This window comes from Dyella sp. (assembly GCF_051954575.1).
Classification (GTDB): Bacteria; Pseudomonadota; Gammaproteobacteria; order Xanthomonadales; family Rhodanobacteraceae; genus Dyella_B.
The window spans coordinates 22,175-47,181 of sequence record NZ_JBQCHP010000073.1 but is presented as its reverse complement, the minus strand read 5'-3'; the positions used below and the strand labels follow the sequence as shown (position 1 = coordinate 47,181).

The following is a 25,007-nucleotide window of genomic DNA, read 5'->3' as shown; positions in this document are numbered from 1 at the left end:
TCCATCTTGCTCTTCGCACATCCTTAAAATGGATTCCCGCTTTCGCGGGAATGACGACCAAAGGGTTGAGGCGTATTCCAATCTCACCCCATCACCGCCGCCTGCTCCAGCTCCACCCGCAGCGTCTTTACCAGTTCCGTGCGCGCCACTTCGAACTGGTCTTCGCGGCGCAGATCCTTCACCGTCACCACGCCCTTGGCCAGCTCGTCCTCGCCCAGCACGATCACGAAGCGAATGCCCGCGCGATCGGCATATTTGAACTGCTTGCCGAGCTTGCCGCCGTCCAGCACCACTTCGGTGGCGATGCCGGCCGCGCGCAGCTCGCTCGCCAGCGCCAGGTAGGCCGGCAACTGCGCGGCATCCATCTGCGTGACCAGCACATCCACCGTGCTGCGCGCCGTGCTGATCAGGCCAGCTTCGCGCAACTGCCAGTAAAGACGCGTCAAGCCGATGGAAATGCCTACGCCCGGCAGGTGCGACTTGGTGTATTGCCCGGCCAGGTTCTCGTAGCGGCCGCCCGAGCAGATGGAGCCGATCTGCAGGTGATCGTTGAGCGTGGTCTCGTAGACCGTGCCGGTGTAGTAATCCAGGCCGCGCGCGATCGACAGGTTCAGTGCGTAATGCGTTTCCGGCACGCCAAAGGCGTGGATCAGGCTCAGCACTTCCTTCAGTTCCGCACGCCCTTGCTCCATCGCCTCGGGACCCTGACCCAGCGCATCGAGCTTGGCCAGCGCATCCTGCAGCGAGGTGGAACGCACCTGCACGAAATCCAGGATCTTCTGTGCAGCCTGCGCACTCAGGCCGAACGCCGCACCCGTCAAGGTATCGCGTACGTAATCGGCACCGCGCTTGTCCAGCTTGTCCACTTCGCGCAGCACCAGCGTCTGCTGCTCCGGATCGGTCACGCCGAGGCTTTCGAAATAGCCGCGCATCAGCTTGCGATTATTGAGCTGGATGGTGAACGCGCCGATGTCCAGCTCGCGGAAAACGCTGTAGATCACCGCCGGGATCTCGGCGTCATAACGAATCGACAGGCTGTCCTTGCCGATCACGTCGATGTCGCACTGGTAGAACTCGCGGAAGCGTCCACGCTGCGCGCGTTCGCCGCGGTACACGCGCTGCATCTGGTAGCGGCGGAACGGAAAGCTCAAGTCGTGCTCGTGCTCGGCCACGTAGCGGGCGAGCGGAACGGTAAGGTCGAAGCGCAGGGCCAGTTCCGGCTTCTCCCCCTGCTCCAGCGAGCCGGTCGACTGCACGAAATACACCTGCCGCTCCGTCTCCCCGCCGGTCTTGGTCAGCAGCACGTCCGAATGCTCGATCGCCGGCGTCTCCACCGGCAGGAAACCGAAGCGCTCATAGTTGCGACGGATCACGTCGAGCATGCGCTGGAAAGCAATCTGGTCGAGCGGCAACAGCTCGAGCACGCCGGGCATGGTGCGGGCCTGGGTAAGCGCCATGGAATCCTCTGCTTGGGGTGGAAAACGGCAGCCCAATAGGGTAACAGATGCAACCGTTCGGCCCTGCCCCATCGAGGTGCGAAATCCACATCCGCAACCACTCCCGGCCTGTTGCCAACCTCACCCGTCCCCGTTAAGATACGCGGCTCCCGCGGGGTGTAGCTCAGCCTGGTAGAGCGCTACGTTCGGGACGTAGAAGTCGCATGTTCGAATCATGTCACCCCGACCAAAGTTCCTGAAGAAAGCCGGCCTTGCGCCGGCTTTTTTCGTTTGGCATTCGAACTAAAGCTGAGCAATCGGCAGCGCGGCGGCGTCTCCCAGCCAGTTGGCGAGGGCAAGCGCGTGCTGGCGCTTGGCCTCTTCCGTATGGCCCATCGCCTGTTGGCAATCGGCCAGGATGCGCAAACTCTGTGGATCCAACGGCCAGCGCGCGAGCGCCGCATTCACCTCAACTTCCGCAGCCCCCGGATCGCCCTTGGCCAGCAGCGCGGCGGCGACGCTTCTGCGCACCGGATACCACCAGGTCGGCGGATCGTTGAACACGCCCAGCTTCGCATCCTGGATATCGGCAGCCTTGCGGTAATCGGCTTCGGCGTCGCTCCAGCGCTGCTCCATCATGGCGACGCGGCCATTCAGTACTAGCCGAGCAATGTCGACCATTGCCTGGGCTTGCGCGGCGGAGTCACCGAATTTGGCCAGGCCGTCGTGATCGATCGCGATGCCCTGGGCTTCCCGTTGAACGCCCTTGACATCACCACTGCGCGCATCGGCCTCTCCTCTGGCGTAGTGCCACATGGCCACGGCGTACGGAAGCGTTTTGTCCGGCTGCGGCAAGGAGTCCACCGCCTGCAATGAAGCAAACCGGCCGAAGACGAAATACGCCGTAGCCAATCCAAACTGATGCAGGAAGCCAGCGGAACTGGCCGATGACAACTGCTGCAACTGCGCTGACGCCAACACCAGCCCTTGCTTCGCATCGCCGTCCATCAGCGTGGCGGCCTCGCCGTACTGGACGTTGTGCCCGTGGTACGGCAGTCCGAAAACGCCATCCTTTGGCTTCAGTCGAGCGGCGTTTTCATTATCGACTTTCACCGCGGCGAGATTCGCGTCTTCCGCAGCCCGGTATTGTCCAATCCAGAAATAAGTGTGGGACGGCATGTGCAGCAGGTGGCTGGCAGCGGGCGCCAGCGCGGGCAGTTTCTGCGCATAGGGAAGCGCCTCCCCTGCGACGCCTTCCATCTCAGTGGCGTGAATATAAAAATGGATGGCGCCGCTATTGTCGGGTGCACGGTGCAGCACCTGCTCGAGAATCTGCACGGACCGATCCAGATGGTCGCGATTATTCGCCTGCGAAGCGGGAATCATCCAGGCATCGGCCGTCAATACCGCAACCTCATCATCCGAAGGGTCGCTTTCGTACAAGGCATCCATAGCCTGCGCAAACGCCTTGTCACCGGGACCATTGCCACCGCCCTGGTGATAGCGCTTCTGCAATGCGGCGATCAATGCCCGCTCCTTGGGTGGATTGTCTTTCGCGAGCGCAGCCGCGCGATCGGCCAAACTGGCCAGCTGCGCTTGCACCGAATCGCTGATCGGGTAATTGATCGTGGGCCCGCGAGCCCATGCCTCACCCCATACACACATGGCGCAATTAGGATCGAGCTGCTCGGCTCGCCGAAACGCCGCGATGGATGCCTTGTGCGCGAACGCATGAGCAAGCTGCATGCCATTATTGAAATACGCCTGCGCTTCCTGGCTGGAGGTTTTTATCGGAAACCCTCCCGCGCCATAGCCCGGCAAAAGAGCCGTCGCCGCCGGCACCGAACTGGCGGGAGTCATAGCCATCATATGCCCCGCCGATTTCATCGGCGAAGCTGTCGCAGTATGGGTATCGGCAAATGCCAGCGACGAAACAAGAAGCAGAAGCGATGGCGCAATCAAGCGCATCCGCGCTGCCCTTGACAGGACTGATTCGACGGCCTTCATAGACTGCATTTCACACTCCAAGTGCGCCTGGCAAACGGAAAGTGGATAGCTACGCCTGATAATGGTGACGCGGCGTTAAACACTCGCATCATTAAGCATGAGCAAAAAATATCGTCGCCAGCAGAACGACGATGCGATGCAACGTAGGTCGGCATGCCACCTCGAACCAGTGCTGGACGTCATGGCAAAACAAGTTCATTGCTTGAACCGGGAACAGTCCGGCGGCGCCCGCCCGTAACCAACCTACTTGCCCAGCTTCAACGATAGCGGCAACTCCACACCTTCGATCACGCTGTTACCGGCTTCCTTCGGCGCCGGCCCATGCAGGCGGACACGCAGGGCGAGGTCCGTGCGCGAATCGGCGTGTTCCAGCGCTTCGGCGTAACTGATGGTACCGGCGGCATAAAGCGCGTACAGCGACTGGTCGAAAGTCTGCATGCCGACCTCATTGCCCAGCTTCATGGCTTCCCGGATCGTCGCGATCTCGCCCTTCTCGATCAGGTCGGAGATGTAGGGGGTAACCAGCAGCAGTTCCACGGCGGGTACGCGGCTGCCGTCCAGGGCGTGCAGCAGCCGTTGCGAAACCACCGCCTTGAGATTGAGCGAAAGGTCGATCAGCAACTGATGCCGCGCCGTGTCGGGAAAGAAATTAAGGATGCGATCCAGCGTCTGGTTGGCATTGTTGGCGTGCAGCGTCGACAGGCAAAGATGGCCGGTCTCGGCATAGGAGATCGCCTGCTGCATGGTTTCGCGATCGCGGATCTCGCCGATCATGATCACGTGCGGCGCCTCGCGCATGGCGTTGCGCAATGCATTGGCATAACTCAGCGTGTCGATGCCCACCTCACGCTGGTCAATCACCGATTTACCGTGCTGATGCAGGTATTCGATGGGATCTTCGATGGCGAGAATATGCCCGCCGCGCTGGTGGTTGCGATAATCGAGCATCGAAGCCAGCGTGGTGGACTTGCCCGAACCGGTCGCCCCCACCACCAGCACCAACCCGCGCGGCAGCATCACCAGATCACGCAGGCGCGACGGCAAACGCAGTGTGTCGATATCGGGAATGTCGGTGGTGATATACCGGATGGCAATCGCCACTTCGCCGCGCTGTCGATAGATATTCACGCGAAAGCGACCAATGCCCGCCGGCGCAATGGCCAAGTTCATCTCCAGCGTGGATTCGAATTCCTTCTGCTGCCGGTCGCTCATCAGTGAATACGCGATGGAATACGTATCCGAAGGCGCCAACACCCTGTCCCCGATATAGCGCGGCACACCGGCCACCACCATCAAAGGCGCCGCGCCATGGCTCAGGTAAAGATCGGAGGCATGCTCTCTCGCCATGTCTGCGAGCAGATTGGAAATCTCCATGTGTTTCACCTCTTTCGTAGGAAGAGAAACTGGCACATACACGCGGGTCATTGAAGCAGCAGGCGGGTTACTCCACCAGGTGATACGCGACGGCTCGACTCCCAGGCCCCTCGGCGTGCCAGCCGCGCATGGGCGAAGTGTAATCCACAGCCTTCGGCGACTCAGGCCCGTTCATCGTGAATTCGCAAGTCATAAATCACGAAATTTGCAATGAATTGCACGCTCCCAAAAGGGTTGCGTTATGAGCATAAACACGCCACGGAAACGAATTACTAACATTAACGCACGCATAAGTCCGGCGTTATGAAGCGCTCACCAGTACGGCAAGGCAAGCGTCGCCCTCGCTGCGAATACCGTTGTGTCAGGACGCGTCGAAAAAGGATGTCATGTTATGGATACCAGCGGATTTCTACGTCGAGTTTCGCAATGCGCCGGTCTTGCCATCGCTGTTTCCGCAGTAATGCCTGTGCACGCTCAAGCTTCAACTGAGTACCTATGCATCCGTGAAGGGAGTATTGCTGGGAGACGGCAGGCCTGCTGTAAGCAATAAAGTCAAACTTCAAGCCCGATTTCCGGGGGCTTCGGACAGCACATGGGCTGAGGGCACTACCAACTCCAAAGGAATTTTTAATTTGACGGGCCACCGTGTGAATACAGGCCAGCCCGATATTGTGGTCGTTATTTTTACTGATGAGTACGACGGAATCAAACCGTGTCAAAGGAAAATCAGACTCAACGTACCGCCCGATTACGTAACTTCTGGCACGTCTGAAGCGCCCACTTACAATATGGGAAATATCGACTTGAGCAAGATGTTTCCTGATGAAGAGCGAGATTGCGTTCATTAGGGCAGTTCGCCGTGCCGGTGGGCGGACGCACTGCCCATTTTGGATACGGTCTTTGCCAGTAAGGACCTGGGAACACCCCAAAGCACATAAACGTTTTAATCGTTGCGCTACTCAAAAGTGGGGGGACGTCAGTCACCGCGTAAGTGGGATGCATATACATGCCACGCTGAGCCTCGTAGTTGAGGCGGCACAGACCTTGGATGTTTTGGCCGTTGAAATCCTACTCGGTGGTGTCTTGGATGCATAGCACCAACGGTTGCTCCGCCATGCGTTGCGCACTCGCCCGCCAATGCGGCGCCAGAATATCCTGCCAATCGATAGCTTCATGCGCGAAGAAGCGATACGCACCCTGCGTGTCACCCCAGCCACCGCACGCCGCCGGGATACTCGCCATCGTTTGGCGTGCAGAGCACTCGGCCAACTTGCGCAACCGCCGGTTGAGGCGTTCGTCGCCAAGATCCAGATCCACGAATTCTTCCGCTGCCCAGCCCATCAATGACCAACATCCGTCGATAGATCTGTACATCACGGCATGCTGGTCGAGATGCTAGAGTTGAGTGTAATCGGAAGGCTTCAAGGCAGGCGGATGCAGCGTTAATGCATAACAGCTTCGAACGAGCCATTGAGCAGTGTGATACTGCCATCTCTAATATCTTCTTTTCTTGGTCTCCACGATTTGAGGGGCTATGAATGTTCAAGCGGCTCAACGGTTCGGCCTTGACTTTAGGTGATTCGAGCAGGATCAGGCTTGAAATCGTGAAAGCGAAAATGGCGGCGCGAACGATGGGGTGCATGGTTATTCTCCTGCGGATATATTTCGAGATGATCTCTGGTTAAAACTCGTATCCACATGCTTTAACTCAGTTCGAGCTTGTTCGATGGCAGCCGCGTCGATGATTACGCCGCACACGGAAGCTGGAAATTCACGGCGTCGTTTCGCCAGCTCCGCCAGCTTCTGCCATGTCGCTGTCAGCCCACGCAAGTTCAAGGATTGAACGAAGATGTTGGGGAGCTGCATCGGCTAATGGGCGGCGCCTGAACCTTGCACGCGGATGCCAGCGAGAGCGCGCGCGCCGGATCTATAGGGATGCCTGTAGGAGAGCCGTTTGCGCCAAGGGCCTGGCACAAACACTGTGGGTCCCCATTGACGATTTTTTTTAAATTCGCACAAGCATTCGGAGGCGGCGAGCCCTTCGCATCGCTTGACGTGCTCATCCATATCAATGCTGGACTGAGACTGACAACTACGCTGGTACAACCGCCATAGCCACAAGCTAACGCGGGAAGCCCAAGCAGCGCAATCAGCATGCAGGCCTGGATCACACGCGAGCGTCGGTAGCTTGGGCAAGATGGCCGGTTTGCAAGCAATGAGGATGAGCGCGGTGCCATGGTTGATCTCCTTGGAGGGCTTGTCAGCGATGCCTCGCATCTGTATTTCGAATGGGGTCCACCGGTAACGAAAGCACTACTCGTGCTTGATGCATAGATCAAGGAAGCGATGCCTCAACGGCATGCGAGCCGTGGCCGGCCACTTCGCTGCGGCCGACCGCATAAGCACCGCTGGGCGATTCCGCGACAAAACCATCATTGCTGCCTCCCGGCAAAGGAGCATCGTCTACGGGTGACGCCCCCTGCAATGAATGAAAGCCGTTGGCATGGCCGTCGCGCGTTTCCGAGATGCCCACTATCTCGCCGTTGTTGCCGATCGCCACGGCCTCCGCCGTCGATCCGTCCGTCAACGGGGTTATGTCGACAGCATCGGTACCGGTGGACGGATCCCACTCGCACGCACGGTTGAAACCGTTACCGTCCGAATAGTTACAGGCTACCTGGCCGCTTGCATTGATGTCGACGCCGCTGTTGTGAGAGTTGGCAATGCCTGAAATCGATTCAAGCACTATCGGCGTACTTGTCCACGGATAGGCCCAGCGCACTGTTTTGTTGACATCATTGGCATAAAGGCACGAGCCCAGGACGTCGCCTTCGCCATTGATCTCATCGGCCGAGCAATACTGCGCATCCGCTGGCACAGAGAGCACTACCGAGGTTGTTGGGCTCGTCCAGAGGATAGGCACGGGTTTTCCGGTATTGCTGCCATCATTGGGACAGCTGCCGACGATGACGGCCCTGGCGCCAGGATTGGCGGGGGTGTTGATACTTGTCGGTATGCAATTGGTGGACGCAAGCCCGAGCAGGCCGGCACCCAGTTCGGTCGGGGTGGTGGAGCCGGCGGCCCAGAACACAGGCCGGCCAGTGCCATTGCTGCTGAAGCTTTCTCCTACCACCTCACCAAGATCATTTTGGGCTGTGGCAACGGTACGCACGTCGGCGCCGATACCCAAAAGACCGCCGAGCGCGCCTAGCTGGGCAAGTGCCACAGCCGGTTCGCTGATGCTCCAATCATTCGAATTCCATCGTACGGCTTGACCTACCCCATGGGCGTCATCGCAGCTGCCGAGAATCTGCGATGTCTTGCCCGTATTGGTAATGGCACTCGCCGAACAGGCGCCATCGGCCAGCGCTGGCAATACCCGCTCATTGCCCATGCCTGCGTCAAAAAAAGCGATGGCCTTGTTCGTTGCAGACAACCCATCGCCAATAACTATGCCGGCATCGTTGACCCCAACAGCGGTGCTCTGCGTGCCGGCGCCCTGGCCTTCGTCCACTACCGAGGCATGGGCCGCCGAAATGAAGATCATGCCAGCGGCCAGGCCTAGCGGCGTACAAAAATAGGCGGAAAGCTTCATGAACGTTTCTCCTTGTTCGCAAAGGCACCGCCCGCGGGCGTAACGTGTGCGCCACGCGGTGCGACATGGCGCAACGGCGATAAAAAATTCCCGTGTTGCGAGAACGGATCTAATCGCGTTGGACGTTGGTGGCGCGTTGTTTAAAAAAACGTGTGGATCATGGCTATCAGGCGCGATGGGCTAAGGGCATCTGGATGCGTCATGCGTTTTTGCCCGGTAAGAATGACAAACACTTCCGCAGCATTCGGCTTGCGCGCCTGGGTTAATACTCTTCGTTTGGATTGTTCGCCATGAAGAATGCGCCATGTGCGCACCATATTTTCACCTCGCATCAAGTTTCCGGCCTACTTGTTTAACTTGCCTCCGGCTAGGGTCCGCTCATAGGTTGAGCCACATGGATCGCCTAGGCTGTTCCTGCAAGAAGAGCCGCGCGATGTAGGGGGAAAGGGTGAGGCCTTGGAGCATTCGATCGAGATCGTGGCAGTTTTAGTAGCGCTCCAATCCACGCAAATTTTCTGCTCAACAAGTCCCTTACCGAGGTCGCTAGAGCGGATGGGAGTTGCGGACGATGTGTGCATGCCAAAAAGCATGAGCACCGTTGCACTGGCGGTAATGATCAGATAGCGCCTGTGAATTGTGAACATAGGTGGCCTCCTTTCTGTGGCTGTAATGGGTAAAGGTCATGCTCGCCCATGTCGAGCCAAGCCTTTGCCGACGTTTTCATCGCATCCGTGGACAGACCGTAATCAGCTGCGACTTACTAAGATTTTCGTTAGTAAGGTCAATCGATCTTGCTCGAATCGCCTGGAAAACAGCTGTTTTTGGCTCTACAGAAAGAAACTTTAGTAGTACCCGACCCGTCACCTCGGCTGCACTGTTCCGCTCAGTTGGATGTCTCAAGCGCGTCCTCGTTCCCCGCACTGTCTTCGCCAGTGCCGGCTGCGTAATTTCCACTTGGCGATATCGTGGTGACGCCGCTTTGCAGGCCCCCGCCAACATCGCCATAAGGAACTGTACCTGTGGCTACCGTCCATTTGGCGGCCTGAACACGCTGGCCCCCGTCCTCGCTATTTAGGATGACGGTGTCATTATTAGCTAATCCGTAAACTGCGGTCCGTGTTCCGCCCGGCACGGGCGAAATCAGATAAAGCAAGCCGGCGCCGGTATTCCAGAAGGCTGATTGTTGTTTGCCAGCGGCGTCCGTGTATTGCACAACGACATTGCCATTGTTGTTTAGGAACGTTCCTTCCGTGTGCGTTCCGGCCGGTAAGCCGCCCCCGCTCAGCAGTGTGGGTGCGCTGGTTGAGTTCGGCCAGAATGCCGCCTTTTCGCCGTCAGAGAAGAGACAGACGCCTGCCGCTTGGACGCTATCGTTGATGGCAGTCACAACGCAGTGGCCTCCGGACGGTGAGGGCAACTGTGTTTCAACGAAGCGATTGTACTGTGTGTTGTACTGCGCAATATAGCTGGTTTTTTTTAGACTGCAGGACATGGCCACGCTCGGGAAACCATTAACATCACTGTTGTTGATGTCACGGGGCCAGCAGTCCTCTACGTCTATCGGAACTACCCCGATTCCTTCTCGCCAGATCAGGGGCTGGCTGCTTGACTTAACAGTCTTTACACCTGTGACGACGCCGGTCTGATTGTAGCTGGTGAGAATGTTTAAGGAGCCCAATTCCCGGATCGAGTTCGGATTGCTTAGCGACCAGGTCACTGTTGTATCCACGTCGACCGTATCCAGGCAATGACCGATGATGGTGCCACTATTGGTAACCGCCTCTGCAGTGCACGGTTGTCCGGACACTAAAGCAGGTAAACGAACGTAAGAATTGTTGGCCACCCAAGCGAACTTCGGTTGTCCGGCATTGGCGGGAGTGCAGTACCCCACCACGACTCCGTTGTCGTTAACGCCGGTGGAGACGCATTGGTCGCCTGCCTCCGACCCTACGTTGATCCAGCCGGCATGCGCCACGTTGGGCCGGCCAAAGCTGGTCAGTGCAACCGCGCCCACGGCAAGAAACAGGAGGTGACGCGAATGGCTCGTCGTTGAATGCATGATCGTTTCCTCTTGCATAAGGTCGATGGACGTAAGCGCTCCGTTTTGAGCACTCAGTTGGGGCTGACTAGCGCGTTCTCGTTCTCCGCACTGTCTTCGCCATCACCCGCCGTGTAGTTGCCGGTCTGCGATATATCGATCGCCACGCTTTCCTGGCCGCCGCCGTAATCCTCATAAGCTTCGGTCCCGCCGCCTATGGTCCATTTGGCAGCCTGGACATGCTCATTGCCGTCCTCGCTGGTCAAAATGACGGTGTCATCGTCGGCCAGTCCGGCTGCCTCAGTCTGCGTGCCGCCGGGAACAGGAAGAATCAAGTTGAGTTGAGCAGCGCTGGTGTTCCAGAAGGCTGATTGCGTTTTGCCACTGGTGTCTTGATATCGCACGACCACATTGCCGTGGTTATTGAGAAAAGCGCCTGCTGTACGCGTGCCGTCCGGCAAACCTCCTTCGCTCAGCAGGGTGGGCGCACTGCTGACGCTGGGCCAGAAAGCCGCTTCCGGCGAGCTACCTGGGAAATAGCAGGTGCCCAGTGCTTGGACGCTGTCGTTGACGGCTACCACTTCGCAGTCGCTGCTGCCAGATGGCAGGGGCAACGGCGTTTTGACGTAGGCGCGCAACAAACCCGTGCCCAGCAACCCTCCCGTGGCTTGCGCGATGTAGGGTGTCGTAGTGCCGGAGTCATTGGGGCAGTTCAATGCAATGCTGGGCGCCCCATTGACATTGCTGTTGTTGATATAGGCGATATCACAATTCTCGCCACGCTCCGATACGGCCACTGCAGTGCTGCTGCCAGGCGTCCAGAGTGCGGCCGTACGACCGCCATTGGCATTAAAACTTACGCCACCGATGAAGCCGCTCTGATTGAAGCTGGTTGCTATTGTTGATATGTCGGGATCGATCTGAATAATGCCGAGCAAAGTAACAGCCGCCAGCGGCTGCAGGACCGTGGCCGACCCCGGATTATCGATAGTCCAGAACGTCCCGAAAGCGTTTTCGTCATTGTCCACGCAATTGCCAATGACGTCGCCGCTATCGGAGACTCCTCCCGCCGAGCACGGTTGTCCTGCAGCCAGGGAGGGTAACGGGGTCTGCACGCCATTTATCGCCACCCAGGCGGTGAGCTGCCCGCCTGGGTCGATGGACGTGCAGGTACCCGCCGCGACACCGTTGTCGTTAACGCCACTTGTTCCGCACTGAGCACCTGCCGCATGCCCTTCGCTGGACCAGGAAGCATGCGCGACATTGGGCCGGCCAAAGCCGGCTAATACGACGGCGCCGATGGCAAGAAACAAGAGGTGGTGCGAGGTTTTTGTCATGGGACGCATGATCGTTTCCTCTTCTCTGGATAGATGAAAGGGACCGCTGTCGACCTATTCCGCGCCTCGGCGCAGGCCCGACAGAAAAGCTGGACAAAGCAACGCGATGCCCTCCGAATACTCGGAGCGAGCGGGTGCGCGTTGGATGCAACATGACAGCGTTGAAACAGCTTCCCCAATGAAGCGAAACCATGAAGCAAGTACTGACGTGGAGCGAAAAGCGTTGCGGCGGAAAAAAACGTTCGCTGGCACGGCGTGGGACTATATAAATCCGGACGTATAAAGAAGGGATGAAGAAAGCAGGCCATTTTCTGTCATTTAACCTGTCCCCGTTTTTTTTGATTTGATTCAACGAGCGCGTACGTTAAATCGAAGGGCGCTTGGCAGGTGGTAATGCCACGGAAGCGAGGCTCACTCACGGCCTTATGCTCTCGCGAAAGCGGGCATCCATCTTGCTCCGCTGCGTAATGAAAATGGATTCCCGCTTTCGCGGGAATGACGGCGAGGAAAAATTTGACACTACGGAATTTGAGTCACCAAAGTACTTTTAAAGGCAGGACCTGAGCTTCCGCACCCCATCCCGAATCTCCGCCACGCTCGCTCCCGAATAACCAAGAATCACCCCGCCCCGCTTCGGCGGCTTCGCGTAGCAAATGGACAACGGCCTGGTGGAAACGCCCAGCTTGGCGGTCTTGATGGAGAGCGCGACGTCATCCACGCCGCGCGCCAATAGCGCGGTGAGCTGCATGCCGGCGTGGGTGCCGATCACTTCGAGCTTGCCGTCCATGTGTTGATCGATCGCATCGAGCAGTGCGGTGCGCCGTTCCAGGTACAACGCGCGCATGCGGCGGATGTGCCGGGCGAATTGGCCTTCGGTGATGAAATCGGCGAGTGCGGCCTGGTAGAGCGTGGAGGAGAACGTGTCGAAGGCGTCTCGGACGGTGGCGAAGGCTTCGATGAGGTCTTTCGGGGCGACGATATAACCGACGCGCAATGCAGGGAACATGACTTTGCTGAAAGTGCCGACGTAGATGACGCGGTCGTCGGCGTCCATGCCCTGCAACGATGCGAGCGGGCGGCCGCCGAAGCGATATTCGCTGTCGTAGTCGTCCTCGATGATCCAGGCGCCGGTGCGTGCGGCCCAGCTCAGGAGTTGCATGCGCCGCGCGGCGCTCATGGTGACGCCGAGCGGGAATTGATGCGACGGGGAGATGTATATAGCGCGTGCGTTTTTGCCCAAGCGAATGCCAGCGTCGACGTTCAGGCCTTCGTCGTCGACGGGTACCGGCACGATCTCCGCACCGGCGGTGCGCAGCGCTTGCCGCGCGCCGGGGTAGCCGGGGTCTTCCATCCATACGCCATCTTTCGCTTCCAGCAGGGCGTGCGCGCAGATCTGCAAGCCTTGTTGCGAGCCGGTGGTGATCAGCACCTGCGATGCATCGCAACGCACCGCGCGCACAGTGCTCAGGTATTCGGCAATCGCTTCGCGCAACGGCAGGTAGCCCATGGGGCTGCCGTAGACCATATGGCCGATCGGCGGGTTGCGCGCGTGACGATGCAGAAGCTTGGACCATGCCGTCGAGGGAAAATGATCGAGCGCCGGCAGGCCGATACGGAACGCGCCCTGGTTGTCCGCCCAGGTTTGCGGGGCGGTTTTCAACGCGGCGACGCGGCGGGAAATTCTGCGCGGCGCGCCCTGCGATTTTTTCGGTTGCGTGGTGCGCTGGGCTGGCGCGAATGCTTCGCCCGGAATGGCGCGCGCGACGCAGGTGCCGGCGCCGACGAAAGTTTCCAGATAGCCCTCCGCGTACAACTGCTCGTACGCGCTCAATACCGGTATGCGCGAAATGTCGAGCTCCTTCGCCAGGCTGCGGGTGGAAGGCACACGCTGCCCCGGGCGCAGGCGGCCATCCATGATCGCGCGGCGGAACCATTCGGAAAGCTGGTCATACATCGGCACGCCGCTGGCGGCATCCAGGGCAACCGGAGGAAGGAAACCAGCGGATAGTCGTTTCATGGCGCAAGCCCTAAAGTCACCGGGTGACCGCCGAAGTGGTCATATCGGATCATACCCAAGTGGCTATTCCTGCGAACCACTGACGAAGGTACTTTTTGCCTCGCACGGCCGGGCCGCTGGGAGGCTTTTCCCAGCCACTTTTCGACGATAACGGCGATACATGGAAATCGAATTTCGTAGTGAATCGCACCCGCATCAGCTTCCTATGACCAATGCATGGCGACGCGCCAGCCTAGGCGCGCTGCTCGGCATGCTTGGTTGCCTGATGCACTCCACCCCTGCACATGCGCAGACGACGCCAACCCCGCCGCAGGAGTCGATGAGCGATGCCTGGTGGACCGGCCCGATGCTGGCGAACTCGGCCGAAACCTTGCCGCCCGGGCATTTCCTGTTCGAGCCTTACCTTTATGACGTTCGCCATGCGCACACCAGTACGTTCGGCTCGAACACCTACATGCTTTACGGCCTGGCCAACCGGTTATCGATCGGGATGATTCCGGTGATCGGTTACAACCAGGTCAGCCATGGACCGAACAGCTCCAGCATCGGCGTGGGCGACTGGACCTTGCAGGCGCAATACCGGCTGACCGAATTCCGGCAAGGCAGCTGGATGCCGACCACGGCCATTCTGTTGCAGGAAACCTTGCCCACCGGCAAATACGATCAGCTGGGTAATCGTCCTGGCGACGGCATGGGCAGTGGCACCTACACCACCACCCTATGGCTCAATTCGCAGATGTACTGGTGGTTGCCGAATGGGCGCATCCTGCGCACGCGCTTCAATATATCGAAGTCGTTTTCGCGCAGCGCACGCGTAAGAGGCGTGAGCGTGTATGGCACGGATGAAGGTTTTCGCGGCAGGGTGAAGCCCGGCAACGGTTTCTTTGCCGACCTGGCTTTCGAATACAGCCTTACGCAGCGGTGGGTGCTGGCGACGGATTTTACGTATAGCCACAACAGCAATACGCGCCTGGCGGGGTTGGATTTTGTTGATCCCGGCAATGTGCTCGTGCCGCAGAACGTGCGCTCGAATTCGGGTTCCAGCACGTCGTTCGGCGTGGCGCCGGCGATCGAATACAACTGGTCGCCGGCGATCGGTGTGTTGCTGGGGACACGGGTGATTTTTGGTGGGCGAAACAGTAGCGGGAGCGTGACGCCGGCTGTGGCGATCAATTATGTGTATTGAGCGCCGTTACACAGGTTAGGGTGCAAACCCCAAAATGACGTGATGACAGGCATCACGATGTTGGGGTTTGCACCCCAACCTACGCGAGCGCCAGTGCAGTGAGCTGATCGAGCTCGGCATCGTCGAACCCTGCTTGCAAGCGCGCGGGACGATTGAACGGGCCGCGCAGGTTGCGGCCCATATAGTCGCGCACCAGGTCGAGGAAGGTTTCGCGCGGGTCCACGCCGTCGCGTTCGCAGCACCAGCGGAACCAGCGCGTACCGGCGGCAACGTGGGCGACTTCTTCGCGCAGGATCACTTCCAGTATCGCGATAGTGGGTTCGTCGCCGACGCCGCGCAGGCGCTCGATCATGCCCGGCGTGACGTCCAGCCCGCGCGCTTCGAGCACGCGCGGTACCAGGGCCATGCGTGCGGTGTCGCAATGGGCGGTTTTTTCGGCCATTTCCCACAAGCCGTTGTGCGCGTCGAAATCGCCATAGGCATGCCCGAGCTCGGCGAGGCGCTGCGACAGCATGGCGAAATGACGCGCTTCATCGTTGGCGCAGCTGGCCCAGTCGCGGTAGTAATCCGAGGGCATGTTGCGGAAGCGATAGACCGCATCCCACGCGAGGTTGATCGCGTTGAATTCGATATGCGCGACGGCGTGGACGAGTGCGGCGCGGCCTTCGGGCGTGCCGAGGCCGCGATGGGGCACCCGGCGTTGCGGTACCAGTTGCGGGCGTGCCGGGCGGCCGGGTGCGCCGATCGATTCTGGCGGGGGAGACGTCGAATCCGGATGCAGTTCACCGGATTGCAGGGCGTTCCACGCTTCTTGCGTGAGCCGCAGTTTTTCGACGGGATCGGTCGCGTCAAGGCAATGTTTGGCGACGGCGTACAGATCATTCATGGCTGAAGTCACCCCCGCCCCTGCTTGCAGGGGAGGGCTGGGGTGGGGTTGCACGAACTTGCAGCATTGTTTGAGTTCAACGCGAGATTGCTTCACCCCACCCCAACCCTCCCTACTACACGTAGGGAGGGAGCAGACCAGGCACCATTACATTAAGCGCTACGGCGTGCCGCCTTCGCATCATCCGAACGCAGCATTTCGATCTGCTCCAGGTAATGCTGGTCCAGGCCGGTGATGTATTCGCCGGAGAAGCACGAGGTGTCGAAATGCTTGAGGCTTTCGTTGCCGTCCTGCACCGCCCAGATCAGGTCTTTCAGATCCTGGTAGATCAGCCAGTCGGCGCCGAGCATCTTTTCCACCTCGCCTACGGTGTGGCCCGCTGCCACCAACTCGGCAGCCGCGGGCATGTCGATGCCGTACACGTTCGGATAGCGCACCGGTGGCGCGGCGGAGGCGAAAAACACGTTCCTGGCGCCGGCGTCGCGCGCCATCTGGATGATCTGGCGCGAGGTGGTGCCGCGCACGATGGAATCGTCCACCAGCAGCACGTTCTTCTTGCGGAATTCCAGCTCCACCGCGTTGAGCTTGCGGCGCACGGATTTCACGCGCTCGCCCTGCCCCGGCATGATGAAGGTGCGGCCAATGTAGCGGTTCTTGACGAAGCCCTCGCGGAACGGCACGCCCAGCATTTCGGCCAGTGCGCTGGCCGCGGTACGCGCGGTATCCGGAATCGGGATCACCGCGTCGATGCCGTGATCGGGACGTTCGCGCAGGATCTTCTCGGCCAGTTTCTGGCCCATGCGCAGGCGCGCCTTGTACACCGACACGTTTTCTATCATCGAATCGGGGCGTGCCAGATATACGTATTCGAAAATGCACGGCGCGTGCACCGCGCCTTCCGCGCACACGCGCGTGTGCAGCTGGCCGTCGTTGGTGATGAACACCGCCTCGCCCGGCGCCACGTCGCGCAGGCGCTTGAAGCCAAGGATGTCCAGCGCCACCGATTCGGAAGCGAGCGCGTATTCGCGCCCTTCGGCGGTGATGCGCTCGCCCAGCACCAGCGGGCGGATACCGTTGGGATCGCGGAAACCGAGCAGGCCGTAACCCAGCAACAGTGCAAGGCAGGCGTAACCGCCGCGCGCACGCGCATGCATGCCGGCCACCGCCTTGAAGATGTGATCCGGCGTGAGCGCCATGCGGTCCTGGATCTGCAGCTCGTGCGCCAGCACGTTGAGCAGCACTTCGGAATCCGAATCGGTGTTGATATGGCGGCGGTCGTCCTCGAACATCTCGCGCCGCAGCGTTTCGGTGTTCACCAGGTTGCCGTTGTGCGCGATGGCGATGCCGTAGGGCGAGTTCACGTAGAACGGCTGCGCCTCGGTGGCGCCTTCGGAACCGGCCGTGGGATAGCGGCAATGCCCGATGCCGACGCGTCCGCGCAGGCGGTTCATGGCAGTCTGGTTGAATACGTCGCGCACCAGGCCGTTGTCCTTGTGCAGTCGCAGGCGCGCACCGTCCACGGTGGCGATACCGGCTGCATCCTGCCCGCGGTGCTGCAAAACGGTAAGGCCGTCATAAAGCGCCGATGCCACCTCGGTGGTACCGACGATGCCGATGATTCCGCACATGGTGTTGCTACCCGTTAGTGTGATGCGTTGTGCCGGTCGCGCTCGAAGCTGCAGCCGGAGAAGAGGAACCGTGCGCCGGCGCGCTGCCGGGCAGGTTGGGCAAATGCAAGGGGATGTTTTCCGGATGCAGATGCTGGCGTACGTTCGGCGGCATTTCGCGCTCCAGCCAGGCCGCCAGGTTGTTGAATTGCGGCAGCAGCGTCGATTGCTGCCACATCGGTTCGCGCGCGAATGGTGTCTGGTCGACCAGGAACACCAGCAGCGCCACCAGCAACAGCCCGCGCACAAAACCGAAAATCATGCCAAGCAGACGATCCGTGCCGCCCAGCCCCGTGCTGTCCACCAGCGTGCGGATGGCAAATCGCACCAGTGCGCCAAGAATCAGCACGCCGATGAAGCACAAGCCGTAGCCGACCAGCAAGCGCAACAGCGGCGTCTGGATCGAGTGCTCGAAATGCGCCGATACGTCCGGCCCGTACGTCCAGGCCACCCAGAACGCCGCAATCCACGTCGCCAGTGCCAGCACCTCGGATATGAGGCCGCGCCACAAACCCACAAGGACCGACAATGCCAGTACCGCGATGATGATGAGATCGACCGCGTTCATGGCGTCGTTTCCGGCGTCGATGGATTCAATGGGCGCTCACTACGTTGCCGTCGAGGCCCAGCTTGGCCTTGATCTGGTCGCGCAGCGATACCGCATCGGCGCGCTGGGTCTGCGGCCCCGCGCGCACGCGCCACAGCTGGCGGCCGCCGGCGCTGACCGAATCGACGAAACCGTCGAAACCATTGGCGCGCAGCTTGTCGCGCAAGGCCAGCGCATCGGACTGGCTGCCCATGGCCGCCACCTGCACCGCCCAGGCGCCTGCCTTGGCGGGCGTGCCTGCGGCCGGCGCCGGCACATCGCCCTGCGGCGTGGTGGCGCCGCTTTCCAGGCGCGCCGGCACGCTGGGCATGGCCTGGGCAATCTTCAAACGGGCAGCCTCGGCCTGGGCGCGGGTTTCGAACGGGCCGGCGCTTACCAGCGTCAGCGACTTGCCGGCGCGTTGAATGCTCTGGCCGCGCACCGGATAGCCCATCGCGCGCACCTTCTGCATCAGGCGGTTGGCGCCGTCCGTTGCATAGGCGCTGAGATTCACCGCATAGATGCCGCGCGCGGCGGTGGCGGGCGGCGTATCGGGAATCACCGGTTGCGGCGGCGACTGAACCTGCGGCGCGGCCGGTGGGCGGCTGGTTGCGGCGGCCGTCTTGGGCGGCGTGGCGGGAATCACCGGTTGCGGCGCCGGCTGTTGCTGCGGCGGGGCCTGGACGACCGGCGTGGCGGGACTTGGCGCGGCGGTGTTCACCGGCGTCATGCCCTCCACGTTGGCCGCCGTGCTGGCGGGCGTCGGCGCCGCGCTGGTGGCGGGGGCCGCGCCGGAAAGGCTCATGGTCTTGGTTTGCAGGTCGCGATCGGGCGCCGGGGGAATGGCCAGGCTTACCGATTGATCCGCGCTCGCTGTGGACGGCGGCTTGCTCGAAAACATCATCGGCACGAACAGGATAGCCAACGCAACGAGTACGGCAGCTCCCAACAGGCGTGTGTTCAAGACGGACTCCAGACGACCAACTTGTGCGTGACGCGGCGGATTATACCCGCCCGTGCCGGGTTACATGACAGATGGATGATTTGGAATGGGCCTGCGGGAAATTGCCCTCCCCTGCATGCAGGGGAAGGTTGGGGTGGGGTTGCGCGAGCTTGCCGCACCATTGAAATCCATCGCGAGGTTGATTACCCCACCCTAGCCCTCCCCTACTACGCAGGGGAGGGGACAGATCGCGGCACGCCGATCTTCTCGCTGAGTGAGAGTCAGGCATCAACTTCCCTCAACACCGCCGACGCCACAAAGAACGAGCCGAACGCCAGCATGCACTCGCCGCGCCGTGCCGAAGCGCGCGCCGCCACCAGCGCCTTGTGCACGCTGTCGTGTGTATCGAACGCGGCGCGCGGCAGTGCCTGGTGCAGCACGCCGGCGAGCACGGCAGCGGGAAGTCCGCGCGGGGTGTCCTGTTCCAGGCCAGCCAGATGCCAATGGCCGATGCGCGAACCCAGCGCCGTCATCACGCCGCCCACATCCTTATCCGAGAGCGCGCCGTATACCGCATGCACGCGGCGGGCGGGCTGCGCATCCAGCCACGCGGCCAGTGCGCGCGCGGCCTGCGGGTTGTGGCCCACGTCGACAATCAATTCCGGATCGCCGCCCAGCGATTGCAGGCGCGCCGGCGCGCGCGGAAAGTGCATGCCCACCGCGGCGATGCGTTCCAGTTCCACCGGATTGACCATCTGCAAGGCGTGCAGCACCGCAATCGCCGAGGAAGCGTTCGCGTATTGCACCGGCGCCGCCAGTTCCGGCGCGGGCAGATCCAGCAGCGTGCCGTCGCGGTGATGCCAGCGCCAGCGATGCGCTTCGCGCTCCACGTAGAAATCGCGCCCGGCCCGCTCGATGTGCGCGCCTTGCGCGGCAAGTGCATCCAGCAAGCCCTGTGGCGGTTCGGCTTCGCCGACGATGGCCGGACGATCGCGCCGTGCGATGCCCGCCTTCTCGCGGCCGATGGCATCGCGATCCGGCCCCAGCCATTCCACGTGATCCAGGTCCACGGTGGTGACGATCACCGCATTCGCATCGATGATGTTGACGGCATCCAGCCGTCCGCCAAGGCCCACTTCGAGCACGGCGGTATCCAGGTCGCTGCGCGCGAACAGATCGAGCGCGGCCAGCGTGCCGAATTCGAAATAAGTCAGCGAGATGTCCCCGCGCGCCAGCTCGATGCGTTCGAAGCTCTCGATCAAGGCCGTGTCGTCGGCATCGACGCCGGCGATGCGAATGCGTTCGTTGTAGCGAAGAAGATGCGGCGAGGTGTAGCAACCCACGCGCTGTCCCGCCGCGGCCAGCATGGCTTCGAGAAAGGCCACCGTGGAACCCTTGCCATTAGTGCCGCCCACCGTGATCACCTGCCGCGCGATCTCCGGCGCGCCCATACGTCGCCACACGGCACGCACCCGATCCAGTCCCAGATCCACGCCGAGCGCGTGAACACGTTGTTGGTAGTCCAGCCATTCGGCAAGGTTGGTGGGTTTCACGCGCAGCTCCGGGCTCAGGCCCGCGGACCATAAAGGGAGTGGTGTGTTTGCACAATCCTCAATGTAGGTTGGGTTAGCGCCAGCGTAACCCAACGATCCCCGCCGCGATTAGATTATGTTGGGTTACCCCCGGATCAAGTCCGGGGTAACCCCACCTACAAAACATGTATGCCGCTCGCGTGCAGCGCCCAATACATGCCAAACGCCATCCAGAACATGCGCTTGAGCGCCTTGCCGGCCAGGAACGCGCCCAGCAGGGCGAGCATCCAGGGCATGTATTTATCCAGCGTGCTGCGCGTGTCGTTGATGGTGTTCATGGCGTGTTCCTCCCGTTGGTGTGGGAGGAATCATCCGCGGTAGGCGCAAGCGGCGGCAGGCGCAGGCGTCACGGGTCGTATCTGACATCCGTCATGCCGATTTATCGAGCAACGGCTTCAACAGGTCCAGCGGCAGCGGAAACACGATCGTGCTCGATTGCCCGCTGCTGGACATGCTCGCCAGCGTCTGCAGATAACGCAATTGCAGCGCCTGCGGTTGCTCGGCCAGCTTGGAGGCGGCGTCGCGCAATTTTTCGGCGGCCTGCAGTTCGCCCTCGGCATGGATCACCTTCGCGCGGCGTTCGCGTTCGGCTTCGGCCTGGCGGGCGATGGCGCGCACCATGGTGTCGTTGAGGTCCACGTCCTTGATCTCGACGTTGGTGATCTTGATGCCCCAGGGGTCGGTGGCTTCGTCCAGGATCTGCTGCAGGCTGTGATTGATCGAATCGCGCTGCGAAAGGATTTCATCCAGCTCGTGCTGACCCAGCACCGAGCGCAGTCGCGTTTGCGACAACTGGCTGGTGGCCTGGTAGAAGTTTTCCACCTTCAGCACCGATTTGTCCGGCTCCATCACGCGGAAATACACCACCGCGTTGACGCGTACGGAGACGTTGTCGCGGGAGATCACGTCCTGCGGCGGCACGTCCATCACCGTCACGCGCAGGTCCACGCGCATCATCCGCTGCACCATCGGCACCAGGATCACCAGGCCCGGCCCCTTGGCGCCGGTGTAGCGGCCCAGGGTGAGCACCACGCCACGCTGGTATTCGGGCAGCACCTTGATCGAGGACGACAGCAGCGCAATCAGGAAGATCACGATGACGCCAGCAAAACCGATCATGACGTTTCTCCTTCGCCTTTTTGAAATGCAGTCACGCGTAGCAACAAGCCGTCGCGGCCGGTCACCCGCACCCGCGCGCCAGCCGGAAGCGCCGCCTCGCTTTGCACGCGCCAGCGTTCGCCGCCGATGCGCGCCCAGCCTTCGCCACCGGCCGCCACTGCCTGCAGCAGTTCGCCGGCGTCCTGCAGCATCTGTTCCTTGCCATTGAACGCACGCGTGCGACGCGCGCGCATCACCAGCCGCAGCAGCATGGCGAGCAGCGCCATCGCGCAAAAGCCCAGGCCGGCAATCACGCCCAGGTTCACTGTATAGCCCGGCACGTCGCTACGAAACAGCATGATCGAACCCAGCACGAACGCGATCACGCCACCCACTCCCAGCACGCCGGCCGTGGGAATGAACACCTCCGCCAGCAACAAGGCCACGCCCAGCGCCATCAGCGTCAGGCCGGCGTAGCTCACCGGCAGCAGTTGCAAGGCGTACAAGCCGATCAACAGGCAGATGCCGCCGGTGACGCCCGGATAGAACGAACCGGGATGGAACGCTTCCAGGATGAGGCCGTAAATGCCGGCAAGCAGCAACAGGTAAGCAATGGTGGGATTGGTGATGATGCCGAGAAAACGCGCGCGCCAGTTCGGCGGATAGTCGTGCAGCGGCAAACCGCGCAAGGCCAGCGTGAGCGTGCCGCCATTGACGTGCACGGCGCGTCCATCGGCCTGCGCCAGCAGTGCTTCGCTGTCGGATGCAACAAAGTCGACCACGTGCTGCGCCGCCGCTTCGCTTGCGGTCAAGGTCGCCGCACCGCGCACCGCCTGTTCGGCCCACGCCGCGTTGCGTCCGTGCAGTTGCGCAAGCGAGCGAATGGTGGCGATCGCATCGTTGAGGATCTTGTTGCTTTCCGCATCCGTGCCGGAACGTGTGTCGGCCTTGTCGCTGGACTTACTCGATGAAGGCGCGCTGTCCAGCGGCGACGGCATCGGCGTACGTCCACCCATTTCGATCGGTGTGGCGGCACCCAGATGCGTGCCCGGCGCCATTGCCGCAATCGGGCACGCATAAAGAATGTACGTGCCGGCCGAAGCGGCGCGTGCACCGCTCGGCGCCACATAGCCGAGCACCGGAATTTTCGCCGCCAGGATGCCGGCGATGATGTCGCGCATCGATTCCAGCAAACCGCCGGGCGTATCCATCTGCAGCACGATCGCTTTGGCGCCATCGTCGGTGGCGCGGTGGATGGCGCTGGTTACGTATTCGGCGGCGGCCGGGCCGATCGGGCCATTCAATTCGATGCGCGCGACGAATGCCTCGCTTGCCGGCGCCTCGACGGTCGAGCGCGTCCAGGCCAGGGCCAGTGCGGCGCACAAGATGGCTCCCCACACGATCCATGCTTTGCGTGACATGACGCAGGCTCCCGGCCGACGTGCTCACTAGGCAGCCGTCGCGTGTGGCGGCTGTGGCACGGATATTACGCTGATGCGTGAGGCAATGCTCGCGAGCACGTAGGTTGGGGTGCAAACCCCAACGTCGCCATGCATGCGTGGATCGCCATGTTGGGGTTTGCACCCCAACCTACGTTATTGGCCGACGTAGTCGACGCGCCAGATCGAATTGGAGCCGTCATCGGTCACCAGCAAGGAACCATCCGGCGCCGTGGCAAGGCTTACCGGCCTGCCCCACACGCGTCCATCCGGTAATACGAAACCGGTGAGGAAATCCTGGTAATCGCCGCTTGCCTTGGGCGTGTGATGGCGCGGTATGCGGATCACCTCGTAACCCACGCGCGTGGCCTTGTTCCAGGAACCGTGTTCGGCGGCGAACAGATCGCCCCGGTATTCGGCGGGAAAATGGCCGGCTTCGTAGAAGGTGATCTGCAGCGATGCGTTATGCGGCTGCAACAGCACGTCGGGCGTGATCACCTTGTCCTTCAATTCCGGATGCTTGCCCTGGTGGCGCGGATCCTGATGGCCGCCCATGTACCACCACGGCCATCCGTAGACCCCCCCTTCGCGCACGCTGGTGATGTAGTCGGGCACGAGGTTGTCGCCCAGGCCGTCGCGTTCGTTGACAGTGGTCCACAGCTGGCCGCTCTTCGGATCGATCGCGATGCCTGAAGGATTGCGAATGCCCGAGGCATACACGCGCATGTGGGCGCCGTCCGGATCGAACGCGAGAATGTTCGCGCGATGTTTTTCCTCCGGCGTGGTATCCGGATCGTCGACGTTGGATGCCGAACCCACTGCAACGAACAGGGTTTTGTTGTCGAGCGAAAACGCTAGGTCGCGCGTCCAATGGCCGCCGGTCGGCAGATCAGCGATGTGCTCGGCCGGGCCGCGCGCTTTCAGGTCACCGTTGCGATAAGGAAAGCGCAACACGGCATTGGTGTCGCCGATGTAGATCCATTGCGGGTTCGATCCATTGGGGTAGAACGCAATGCCGTACGGCCGCTTCAGATCGCTCGCGAATACGGCCGTCTGCGCCGGTTTGCCGTCCGCCGTCATGCCGCGATACACGCGAATCTGGCCGCTGCCGCTTTCGGCGAGAAAAATGTCGCCGTTGGGCGCGGTGCGAATCACGCGCGGCGTATCCAGGCCTTCCGCATACAGGTTTACCTTGAACCCCGGCGGCGCCTTGGGCAGCGCGCCTTCAGGACGCGACACCATGTCAGGCCCATTGCCGGCCGAATGCGTGGCATAAGGCGCGGGCAGATCGGCGACGGTGATCTTACGTGTCGCGCCGGGTATTTCGTAACGGAAATCGGTGAACGGCGGCGTGGGTGGTGGCGTGGTGATGGTCGACGCGGTCGGCGCCGCCGTTTGCGCCGCGGCCAGTTTCGTCGCCGGCAATGTTTTCAGGTAGGTAACGATCTGCCAACGCTGTTGCTCCGGCAAGCTCGCCCAGGACGGCATGCCGTTGTTCACCGCGCCCTTGGTGATGAACCAGAACAGCGCGCCTTCCGTTGCCTGCTGCGCAGGCCCTTGTCGCAACGCCGGAATATTGCCGCTGCCCTGCCCCGCCGCGCCATGGCAGCTGGCGCAATCGGTGGCATACAAACTGGCGCCGGCGCGCGCCGCATCGGCCTGGCCGTGATACGGATTGGCCACCGACGCCGCGGCGCTCGGCGCGTCATGGAAGGTTTGCTGCGCCGTGGCCGAAGGCGTACCGCCGGCACCGGCAAGACACGCCATAAAAACAAGTAGCGACGACATCGAAGAGTGCTTCGCCAT

The 25,007-nt window shown here is 61.3% G+C and carries 19 protein-coding genes, 1 tRNA gene and 1 pseudogene; 2 read left to right on the top strand and 19 right to left on the bottom strand.

The annotated features are described in order from the left end of the window. Positions 1-83: 83 nt before the first annotated feature. On the bottom strand, positions 84-1,457 hold the full coding sequence (gene hisS / locus ACTHNE_RS09920; protein WP_324942838.1) for a histidine--tRNA ligase: 1,374 nt from the start codon (positions 1,455-1,457) through the stop codon (positions 84-86). A 152-nt stretch (positions 1,458-1,609) separates the two neighbouring features. Here hisS and ACTHNE_RS09915 point away from each other — a divergent pair. Continuing rightward, positions 1,610-1,686, top strand: a tRNA-Pro gene (locus tag ACTHNE_RS09915). Positions 1,687-1,739: 53 nt separating this feature from the next. Here ACTHNE_RS09915 and ACTHNE_RS09910 read toward each other — a convergent pair. The 9 genes and pseudogenes from ACTHNE_RS09910 to pdxR form a co-directional block, all read right to left on the bottom strand. Beyond that, complete coding sequence (locus ACTHNE_RS09910; RefSeq protein ID WP_440269171.1) at positions 1,740-3,443, bottom strand: hypothetical protein; 1,704 nt, start codon at positions 3,441-3,443, stop codon at positions 1,740-1,742. Positions 3,444-3,686: 243 nt separating this feature from the next. Further along, the gene (locus ACTHNE_RS09905) at positions 3,687-4,817 is read right to left on the bottom strand and encodes a PilT/PilU family type 4a pilus ATPase (protein WP_324942832.1); all 1,131 of its coding nucleotides are present in this window, start codon (positions 4,815-4,817) and stop codon (positions 3,687-3,689) included. A 978-nt stretch (positions 4,818-5,795) separates the two neighbouring features. Further along, positions 5,796-6,158 (bottom strand): annotated as a pseudogene (locus ACTHNE_RS09900) (IS4/Tn5 family transposase DNA-binding protein); the annotation flags it as partial. Positions 6,159-6,649: 491 nt separating this feature from the next. Further along, complete coding sequence (locus tag ACTHNE_RS09895; protein ID WP_414649744.1) at positions 6,650-6,973, bottom strand: hypothetical protein; 324 nt, start codon at positions 6,971-6,973, stop codon at positions 6,650-6,652. 179 nt (positions 6,974-7,152) lie between these two features. Next, positions 7,153-8,412 (bottom strand): hypothetical protein, encoded by a 1,260-nt coding sequence (locus ACTHNE_RS09890; RefSeq protein WP_324942829.1) that lies wholly within the window; start codon positions 8,410-8,412, stop codon positions 7,153-7,155. Positions 8,413-8,552: 140 nt separating this feature from the next. Continuing rightward, positions 8,553-8,729: a hypothetical protein gene (locus ACTHNE_RS09885; protein ID WP_440269170.1), complete on the bottom strand. Its 177-nt coding sequence runs from the start codon at positions 8,727-8,729 to the stop codon at positions 8,553-8,555. Positions 8,730-9,295: 566 nt separating this feature from the next. Continuing rightward, positions 9,296-10,489, bottom strand: coding sequence for a hypothetical protein (locus ACTHNE_RS09880; RefSeq protein WP_440269169.1), 1,194 nt, complete (start codon positions 10,487-10,489; stop codon positions 9,296-9,298). 35 nt (positions 10,490-10,524) lie between these two features. Next, on the bottom strand, positions 10,525-11,796 hold the full coding sequence (locus ACTHNE_RS09875; protein ID WP_440269168.1) for a hypothetical protein: 1,272 nt from the start codon (positions 11,794-11,796) through the stop codon (positions 10,525-10,527). A 538-nt stretch (positions 11,797-12,334) separates the two neighbouring features. Then, complete coding sequence (pdxR, locus tag ACTHNE_RS09870) at positions 12,335-13,804, bottom strand: MocR-like pyridoxine biosynthesis transcription factor PdxR (RefSeq protein ID WP_440269167.1); 1,470 nt, start codon at positions 13,802-13,804, stop codon at positions 12,335-12,337. Positions 13,805-14,009: 205 nt separating this feature from the next. On the opposite strand from pdxR, the gene ACTHNE_RS09865 reads away from it, so the two are divergent. Beyond that, positions 14,010-14,990: a transporter gene (locus ACTHNE_RS09865; RefSeq protein WP_440269166.1), complete on the top strand. Its 981-nt coding sequence runs from the start codon at positions 14,010-14,012 to the stop codon at positions 14,988-14,990. Positions 14,991-15,069: 79 nt separating this feature from the next. Here the strand turns inward: ACTHNE_RS09865 and ACTHNE_RS09860 are convergent, their stop codons facing one another. From ACTHNE_RS09860 to ACTHNE_RS09820, 9 genes are all read right to left on the bottom strand, one after another. Beyond that, the gene (locus ACTHNE_RS09860) at positions 15,070-15,876 is read right to left on the bottom strand and encodes a ferritin-like domain-containing protein (RefSeq protein WP_440269165.1); all 807 of its coding nucleotides are present in this window, start codon (positions 15,874-15,876) and stop codon (positions 15,070-15,072) included. Positions 15,877-16,028: 152 nt separating this feature from the next. Continuing rightward, a complete protein-coding gene (gene purF / locus ACTHNE_RS09855; RefSeq protein WP_324943702.1) occupies positions 16,029-17,504 on the bottom strand; it encodes an amidophosphoribosyltransferase in 1,476 nt (491 codons plus the stop codon). A gap of 7 nt (positions 17,505-17,511) precedes the next feature. Continuing rightward, positions 17,512-18,111 carry a CvpA family protein gene (locus tag ACTHNE_RS09850; RefSeq protein ID WP_324943705.1) on the bottom strand — a complete coding sequence of 200 codons (600 nt, stop codon included), beginning with the start codon at positions 18,109-18,111 and terminating at the stop codon, positions 17,512-17,514. Positions 18,112-18,136: 25 nt separating this feature from the next. Further along, the gene (locus tag ACTHNE_RS09845) at positions 18,137-19,093 is read right to left on the bottom strand and encodes an SPOR domain-containing protein (RefSeq protein WP_324943709.1); all 957 of its coding nucleotides are present in this window, start codon (positions 19,091-19,093) and stop codon (positions 18,137-18,139) included. 260 nt (positions 19,094-19,353) lie between these two features. Further along, entirely contained in the window at positions 19,354-20,625 is a 1,272-nt protein-coding gene (folC, locus tag ACTHNE_RS09840) for a bifunctional tetrahydrofolate synthase/dihydrofolate synthase (protein WP_440269164.1), read from the bottom strand. Between the two features lie 155 nt (positions 20,626-20,780). Then, a complete protein-coding gene (locus ACTHNE_RS09835) occupies positions 20,781-20,942 on the bottom strand; it encodes a hypothetical protein (protein WP_440269163.1) in 162 nt (53 codons plus the stop codon). A gap of 91 nt (positions 20,943-21,033) precedes the next feature. Beyond that, entirely contained in the window at positions 21,034-21,783 is a 750-nt protein-coding gene (locus ACTHNE_RS09830; protein ID WP_440269162.1) for a slipin family protein, read from the bottom strand. Further along, the gene (locus ACTHNE_RS09825; RefSeq protein WP_440269161.1) at positions 21,780-23,183 is read right to left on the bottom strand and encodes an NfeD family protein; all 1,404 of its coding nucleotides are present in this window, start codon (positions 23,181-23,183) and stop codon (positions 21,780-21,782) included. Before ACTHNE_RS09825 ends, ACTHNE_RS09830 begins: the two co-directional genes overlap by 4 nt. A gap of 174 nt (positions 23,184-23,357) precedes the next feature. Then, positions 23,358-25,007 carry a PQQ-dependent sugar dehydrogenase gene (locus ACTHNE_RS09820; protein ID WP_440269160.1) on the bottom strand — a complete coding sequence of 550 codons (1,650 nt, stop codon included), beginning with the start codon at positions 25,005-25,007 and terminating at the stop codon, positions 23,358-23,360.